General features: G+C 68.0%; 6 protein-coding genes. All 6 read left to right on the top strand.

Annotation, left to right across the window (positions count from 1 at the left end; all coding sequences use genetic code 11):
* Positions 1 to 1,050: GspE/PulE family protein (locus tag PHQ87_RS12425; protein WP_300234740.1), on the top strand; the 1,050-nt coding region annotated here is incomplete at its 5' end.
* A 2-nt stretch (positions 1,051 to 1,052) separates the two neighbouring features.
* Positions 1,053 to 2,339: a type II secretion system F family protein gene (locus tag PHQ87_RS12420; RefSeq protein ID WP_300234736.1), complete on the top strand. Its 1,287-nt coding sequence runs from the start codon at positions 1,053 to 1,055 to the stop codon at positions 2,337 to 2,339.
* Entirely contained in the window at positions 2,336 to 4,648 is a 2,313-nt protein-coding gene (locus PHQ87_RS12415; protein WP_300234734.1) for a hypothetical protein, read from the top strand. The genes PHQ87_RS12420 and PHQ87_RS12415 overlap by 4 nt, the downstream gene beginning before the upstream one ends.
* Positions 4,645 to 5,868, top strand: coding sequence for a type II secretion system protein (locus PHQ87_RS12410; protein WP_300234731.1), 1,224 nt, complete (start codon positions 4,645 to 4,647; stop codon positions 5,866 to 5,868). The genes PHQ87_RS12415 and PHQ87_RS12410 overlap by 4 nt, the downstream gene beginning before the upstream one ends.
* Positions 5,865 to 7,175 (top strand): prepilin-type N-terminal cleavage/methylation domain-containing protein, encoded by a 1,311-nt coding sequence (locus PHQ87_RS12405; RefSeq protein WP_300234728.1) that lies wholly within the window; start codon positions 5,865 to 5,867, stop codon positions 7,173 to 7,175. The genes PHQ87_RS12410 and PHQ87_RS12405 overlap by 4 nt, the downstream gene beginning before the upstream one ends.
* Positions 7,176 to 7,224: 49 nt before the next feature.
* Positions 7,225 to 7,941 (top strand): prepilin-type N-terminal cleavage/methylation domain-containing protein, encoded by a 717-nt coding sequence (locus PHQ87_RS12400; RefSeq protein ID WP_300234726.1) that lies wholly within the window; start codon positions 7,225 to 7,227, stop codon positions 7,939 to 7,941.
* The last annotated feature ends 55 nt before the right edge of the window (positions 7,942 to 7,996 follow it).

Raw genomic sequence — 7,996 nt, 5'->3', positions numbered from 1 at the left:
ACGGTCCTCATGCGGGTGGACGGTGTGCTCAGGCCGATCTTTGCCATGCCGCCCGCACTGGACCGGCTGGTCGCCTTCATCAAGCTCAAGGCCGAGATGGACGCCAGCGAGCAGCGCCTGCCGCAGGATGGCAGCTTTTCCATCGCCCTGATGGAGGTCGCCTACACCATCCGTGTCTCGACCATGATCTCCGAGTTCGGCGAGCGCGTGGCCTTGCGGCTGCTGCCCGAGCGCAGCGACCTCGACCGCCTGCAGGACCTGGGTTTTCTCGACGAGGACGTGGCCGAGATGGAGCGCTCGTTTTCGCGCCCCCACGGCCTCATTCTCATCACCGGTCCGACCGGCTCGGGCAAGAGCACGACGCTGCACGCGGCCTTGCGCATGCAGCCGCTGGTGGAACGCAATGTGCTCACCGTCGAGGATCCGGTCGAGTACCGCGTGCCGGTGGCGTGCCAGACCGAGGTCAACCGGCGTGCCGGCTACGACTTCGCCCACGCCATGCGGCACTTTCTGCGGCACGATCCGGACGTCATCCTGGTGGGTGAGGTGCGCGATCCGGAAACGGCCCGCGCGGCCCTCGATGCCTCGTCCACCGGCCATCTGGTGCTGTCCACGCTGCACGTGGGGGGGGTCTTCGGTGTCGTGCCCCGGCTGCGTCTGCTGGGTGTGGACGCCGAAACCGTGGCCGAGAACCTGGTGGCGGTGATCAACCAGCGCCTGGTGCGCTGCATCTGCCCGCATTGCCGTACGGCGCGTGCCGCCACCGCGGAGGAGCGTGCATGGCTGGGCGACGATACGGACGAGCTCTTTTACGGCACCGGATGTACCCACTGCCGTGGCTCCGGTTACCGGGGTCGGGTGCCCGTCTATGAGGTGCTGACCGTGCGGCGGGCGTTGGCCGATGCGATCGTGAGCGAGGCGCCACGTGCCCGGCTGCGGGAGCTGGCCGACGCCGGCGGCCTGCGACCGATGGCCCACCTGGCGCGCTACCGGGTTCGCCGGGGCGAAACCACCCTCGATGAGATCAGACGTGCCGTGGGGCTGGACTGAGCATGGACACGGACGCAACCATCGGCACGGCTCGCATGCGGGCCTATTACTACCGCGTTCTGCTGCCCCATGGCGCGGTCAAGCAGGGTTTCCTGCGCCTGCTGGTCGAGCGCGACCACTCGGTGCGCCTTCGGCTGGAGCAGCAAACCGAAGGCACGGTGCTGACGCTGACGCGCCTGCCCGGCTGGCTGGCCTGGGTGGCCGGTCTGGGGCGTTGGCTGCGAACCCCCGTTCGTCCCGAGGACCTGGGCGGCTTTCTGCGCGACATGGGCATCATGCTGGACGCGGGTGTGCCCATGATGGAAGCGCTGCAGACCCTGATCGAGGACAACTCCGGCAACGGCAACGTGGCTGGCATCGCCCGGCGTGTGCGGGTCGACCTGGCGGCGGGCATGCGCATACCCCATTCCTTCGCGCGCCATCCGGACGTGTTTCCCGAAACGGTGCGCAACCTGGCCGAGATTGGCGATGAGTCCGGCGCACTGCCGCGGATGCTGCTGGAATCCGCAGCCCATGTCGAACGGCTGATCGACATCCGGCGGGACATCCGCACCGCCATGATCTATCCGGCGCTGGCCCTGCTCTCGATCCTGGGTGTGGGCTTCTTCTGGCTTTACTACGTGGTGCCCAACCTGGCCCAGTTGTTCAAGCAGCTGCAGGCCAAGCTGCCGCCGCTCACGCAGTGGCTGATCGACGTCTCCGACACGCTCGTCCAGTCCCTGGGCCTGGTGGCGCTGGCGCTGGTGTTGCTGACCGCGTTGCTGGTCTGGCTCTACCGCTCGGTGACCGGGTTCCGGCAGGCCTGTCACGAGCTGGCGCATCGGGTGCCCATCCTGCGCACCCTGTCAACGGCCTCGGGCATGGCCTTCATCAGCGAGCACCTGTCGCTGCTGGTGCGCGCGGGGCTGGACTTCATGATGAGCCTGGACGTGCTGGCCCGTGCGACCAGCAACCAGTACTACCGGGCGCGACTGATCAAGGTGCGCGATGGCGTCGCGCGCGGCGAAGGGATCGGTGCCGCCATGCGCCGCGTGGGCGGGTTTCCGCCCATGGCGGTGCGCATGATCGCCGTCGGCGAAGAGTCGGGTTCCCTGGACAAACAGCTGGACCGGCTGTCCGTCGAATACCGCAAGCGCCTGGATGTGGTCGTCAAGTCGCTGGGCGAGATCATCAAGCCGGCGCTCATCCTGCTGGCCGGGGGTCTGTTCATTTTCCTGATCGTGGCGCTGCTGTTGCCGGTCTATGACCTGGTGCGCCAATCGGTCACGCAATCGCTGGGGGTAGGATGAGGGTGCACGCTGGAGGAGGCCGGCCATGGGGTGTTCGGCGCACGCGCGGTCTGACCTTGCTGGAGGTCATGCTGCTGATCGCCGCGCTCGGCGGGTTGACGCTGGTGGGCTTCCTGGAATGGCAGGAGCGCTCGGCAGCGCAGACCGTGCGTCAGGAGCGCCAGAGCCTGTCGCAGGCCGATGCCGCCGTGCTGACCTTTGCCACCGTGGCGCGCCGCCTGCCCTGCCCGGATGTGGACCGCGATGGTCTTGAAGACTGCGCCAGCAGCGGCCAGAAGGGCTGGCTGCCCACTGTCACGCTCCGGCTGGCGGGGGCCGATGCAGGGGTCGGCATCGCCCAGCTGCGGTACCTGGTGCAACGCGGTGGCGGTGATGCCGGGCTTGACCTGACGGCGCTCAGCGACAGCTGGCGCCCGCTGGGTTACGACGATGGCAGCGGCGGGTTCCAGGCCATGCTGGAGGCGCCACCCTACCCGGGCGACATTCTCACGCTGCCCGATTTTTGCCAGCGTGTGGATGCCGCACGCGCCGCCACGGCCACCGCCGACATGGCGCAGGTCAACGCATCGCCGGCCCGCACCGTGGCCTATGCGCTGGTGCACCCGGGACTGGCCGATGCCGACGGCGACGGTACGCTGTTCGACGGTGAAAATGCGGCAGCCGGCCAACGGGTGGAAGACCCGGACCGCAGCCCCGGGCTGGCCACCTATGACGACCTGGTGCTGGAGCGGTCCTTCCAGAGTTTGCGGCTGGCCTACCAGTGCCAGCCCCTGATCGACTCCATCAACACCGTGGCGCTCGGCCTGGATGTGGTGGAGCAGGTGGCCGAGATGCGCCAGGACAACATCGACTCGGCCGTTCAGGCGGTGGCCTTCGCCGCCCTGGGGGCAGCGATCACGGCGGTCGAGACGGTGGCTGCCGCCCTTGAGCTGGCCTCCGAAATTGCCAATGCCTCCGCGGCCTGGGCGCTGTGTGCGGCCTCGCTGGGCCTGGCGGTGAACGCCTGCGCGGCCGCGCCCCAGCACACGGCGGCAGCCGCGCTCGTTGGCGGGGTGATTGCGGCCAATATCGCATCGATCGCCGCCAATGTGACGGCGGCGGTCATGGCCGGCAATGCGTTGGCGCTGGCCAACAACGAGATCGACGCCAGCGATCTGGACTGTGGTCCGCAGCCGGATGTGGCTGCGCTGGTGGCCGCGGCCGAACAGGAAGTCCTGGACGCACAGGCCGCCCTGGCCGCCCTGATTCAGCAGATCAACGACAAGACGGCTGAGCGGGATGCGGCGATCACCCAGCGCGCCAACGCCATGAACAACCTGTACACCCAGATGCGGGATGGGGGCATCTGGTCGGAACGCGATGGTGCCGTCACCAGCCTGCTGAACGCAGCCGCCGCGTGGGAGACCGCCGATCTGGCCTACCAGACCGCAGAGGCCCGGGTCGAGGCACTGGAAGATGCCCGGGATAACTGGCTGGTCACGCTGACAGACTACAACGCCATGCTGGCCAACCGGTCAAGCTTGCTGGCGCAGCGCATCGACGAGATCGCGGTACTGGACCAGCAGATTGCGGATCTCAATACGCAGATCGCCAGCGAAACCGACCCTGTCGCCAAGGCCAGTCTCGAGGCACAGCGCAACGCACGGGTGCAGGAGCGCGCTGAAAAGGATGCCGAGCGGATGCTGCTGGATCCCGCCACCATCCCGGATCGCTTGCAGGAAGGGCGCGACGAGGCAGCGGCCAACTACAACGCCGCTGTCGCCGACCTGCCGGGTGCTATAGCTGCGAGGAACACTGCTTGGACGGCCAGAAACACGGCGCAGACCAACTACCAGACCGCTCGAAGCCAGATGTTTGCCAGCGGCATCTATCGACACCAGATGAGCAGTGGTGGAACCTATTACTGGACCTGCTCGGCGGCCAGTTGCGACGCGTCTACCGAGATCAATCCGAACACCCTGTTGGACGACGATATCGCGCACACCATCTACAACGTCCGTAACGACGTGCTGTCGGTGATGGCCACACTGATGGGAGGTACGGGTGACACCTACGGCTGGAACCGTCCGGCTGACGACAGCCTCTTCCTGCGCCCGGGCCAGCTGCAGCGAGAAATCGACGCCCTGGAGCTTCAGCGGGTACCAGCCCAGGACCGGGTGGACGATGCGATCGCCAACCGCGACGCGATCGTGGCCGAGGCGGCGAAGGTGCCCGCCTGCAACATCTCGGGCACCGGCGTCGGCCCCATGCCGCCGTCCATCGCCGAGCAGATCCTGATCAACGTGGACCGCAAGGGGGGCACCCGATGAGCGCGCAGACCCACCGCAGACAAGGCGGCTTCTCGCTCGTCGAGCTGAGTGTCGCGATGGTCATCATCGGCGTCATCGGGCTCTTCATCTGGCGCTGGGTGGCCGACAGCCGCGCACCCATGACCCGGATCGAGATCCAGCGCCAGCTGGCCGAAGCCGAAGCCGCCGTGGAGGGCTTCGTGCTGGCCAGGCACCGCCTGCCCTGCGCGGCCTCGTCCAGCCTGCTGGGCAGTGAAAGCTGTGGCGACAGCAGCGCGGTGGCCTTGCCCTGGCGCACGCTGGGCCTGGACAGTTCGTTTGCCGGGCTGCATTTCGGGGTCAACGGGGGAGGGGGTGTGGACCTGGCGGTGCAGCCGCCGGCGTCGGCATCGCCGGACCTGAACATCAGCTTCAGCGGCGTACCCGTGTTGCCGGGCTTTGACGCCGGCGCCGAGCCCGCTGCCGCCCGTGCGGCGGCCGACGCCGTGCAAAGCGAGATCGACAGGGCCGTGGCGCGCCGAGCCGCTGTCAACGGCCTCGACTGGTGCCGGGTCTTGCGCCGCTACGCGGAAAATCCGCTGGTGGGCGGCTCGCTGCGGGCGGGCAATGCCTCGGGCGACGTGGCCGTGGCCTTTGTCGTGGCGCATCCGGGCGAGAACCGTCGCTTCGAGGGCAGCAACGTGGTGGGCGGCGGCGGTGCCTGGCGCTTCGATCTGCCGGGGCGGCCGCAGAGCGCTGACTTCGACGACATCAGTCTGGCGGTCGGCCCAGCCGATCTGGCCGGTCGCATGGGCTGCGTGGCGCGACTGTCCGCCATGCAGGCGGCCGCACAAGGAGCCTACGCCGCCTATGACAACGCCCGCGTCATGCAGGAGTACTGGTCCTTGCGCCTGTTCGACATCGCCCAGGCCGAATCGGCCCTGGAGGGGGCCGAGACGGGCGTAATCATGTCGGCCATGGGGCTGGCGCTGGCCACGGCCAGCACCGTGATCAGCATTGCCTCGGCCGCCAACACCGAAGGCGTGACGGCTTTCACGGTGGCCATGGCCGCGGTCAACATGGCCATGGCCATCGCCGATGTGGCCTTGTCTGCTGAAGGGCTACTGGATGCACAGGAGGGGCTGGCCGAGTCCCAGGCCAAGCTCGCGGCATCGCATGTCTACGCCACGCAGGTGTACAACAGCTTGGCCGACGCGCTGCGCCATGCGATCGTGCTGGATGAGAAAGGGCTGAACCCATGAAGCGGCATGAAAGAGGCTTCACCCTCGTCGAGATTTCGGTGGCTCTGCTGGCCCTGGGGCTGGTGTTGCTGGCGGCGGTGGTGTTCTGGCAGCAGTCCGAGCGCCAGCGTGTGACGGTCCGCCAGATGGAGGTGCAGGACCAGTCGCGCGACGCGGTGCTGGGTTTCGTGCAGGCCCACCATCGCCTGCCGTGCCCGGCCGCGGACACGGGGGGGGCCGAGAACTGTGCCCAGGGCCAGGTGGGCCACCTGCCCTGGCGCACCCTGGGTCTGCCACGACCCGAAGCCGGGCAGTTGCGCTATGGCGTGTACCGAGAGGCGTCGGCCACGGCGCCGGACGACCGGGACCTGACCGTGCAGAGGGACCGCATGAACCCGCTGCGCGTGGTCACACCCGACCCGCGCCCGCAGAACGATATTGCACCCAATGAAAGTGCACCGATTACCCCACAGACAGTCGAGGTTCCACTGGGGGCCACACGATCCGGTATGGAAAGCGCACCGCTTGATGCCGCCTGCGATGCGTCGGATTCACCCCCGTGCCCGGCCACGCCCGTGCTCCGGGCCACCAGCCTGATCGACGTCTGCCTGGCCCTGAACACCGCGACCGACGCCGAGGTGGCGCCTGCCGCCGGGCTGGCCGTGCGGGCACTGGGCGCCACCGGTTCGCGCCGCGCCATGGCTTTCGTGATCGCCGCCCCCGGGCTGCTGGATGCCGACGGCAACGGGAGCGCTTTCGATGGCGAGAACGCGTCGGCCAGTGATGCCAGCCCGACCTTTGCCGCCGCCCAGGCGGCGGTGACTGACACCTACGACGACCTGGTGCTGGCCGTCAGCCACGCCGAGCTGTTCTCGACCTTGCACTGCGGGGCGGCCCTGGCGGCCATTTCGCATGCCCATGTCAACGCCGGCACTGGAGCCCTGGTGATGGAGCGGGCGCTTTACGACTACCGGGACCAGTTGTATGTGGCCGTGAAGCTGGCGGAAGCCGACGTCGCCGCCGCAGCGGCCGGCGTGTTGAGTGGGATCTCTGCCGGGCTGGACGCCGCGAAGGAGATGTTGGCCGCCACCGCAGACACGACCATGAGCGTGGGTGCCCGCTCGTTCCAGATCGGGTTGGCTGCGGCGGGCATTGCGGCCGCAGTGGCTGGTGGTGCGGCCGCCATCGCGGCCCAGGTTGATGCTGCGCTCTCGCTGGCGGAGGCCGAGGACGTCTGGGAAGACTTTGCCGCCCGCACCACCGCCATGACCGATGTGGCCCGCTCCGTCAATGAAAACGCCCTGAAGGCCGATGCCATCGGCTACTGACCCTGAGGTGAACCCCATGTCCCTATCTGTCCATACTTCCTCTTGCCACGTGGTTGGCGGTCGACCGCACCCGTCTGCGCGCCAACAGCGCGGCTTCACGCTGCTGGAACTGAGCATCACCCTGCTGGTGATCGGGCTGCTGCTGGGCGCGGTGGCGGTGGGGCGCGACCTTCAACGCACAGCGGCCAACCAGCGCCTGTCCACCGACTATGTGCAAGGCTGGCAGCTGGCCTACGAGACCTACCTCAATGGGGTGGGGCGGCCGCCCGGCGACAGTCCGACGAATCCGACGGGTCAGGTCAATGGCGGGGCCACACCGGGTACCGAGCTGTGCGGTACCACCATGATCAATGCGTTCCTGGCGGCAGGCATTCGCCTGCCCGAAGGCCGTACCGAAGGTCAGCCCGACCGCCAGGTCTATCTGGACAGCAACGGCAACCCGCAGGAAGTGCAGGTGTGCTTCCGGAACGTGACCTGGGCCGAGGCGGGCGCTTCGGTGGGCACCTATGTGCAGCGACCACGCAATGTGATGGTGCTCAAGAGCGTCACCTACTCACTGGCGTCGATGCTGGATCAGCAGATTGACGGCCGCAGTGATGCGCGCTTCGGACGGCTGCGCGACGCCCTGTACGCAGGCTCGAACACCGAGGTCAATGGCCAGATCTGGCCCATCGACGACCGCATGGCCTATGGCACGACCACCCCCAGTTCCCGTGACGAATCGCAGGTGGCCGTCACCACGGCCTACTTTCTGATGACGCAGTGATGCGGCGAGGCCCGGCCGACGCACGGGCAAAGTCCCGCGCCAGCGCGCTGATCGC

The organism is Hydrogenophaga sp., from assembly GCF_028698005.1.
In the GTDB taxonomy this organism is placed as follows: domain Bacteria; phylum Pseudomonadota; class Gammaproteobacteria; order Burkholderiales; family Burkholderiaceae_C; genus Hydrogenophaga.
The sequence above is the reverse complement of the archived record's forward strand: the minus strand, read 5'-3'. Positions and strand labels throughout refer to the sequence as shown.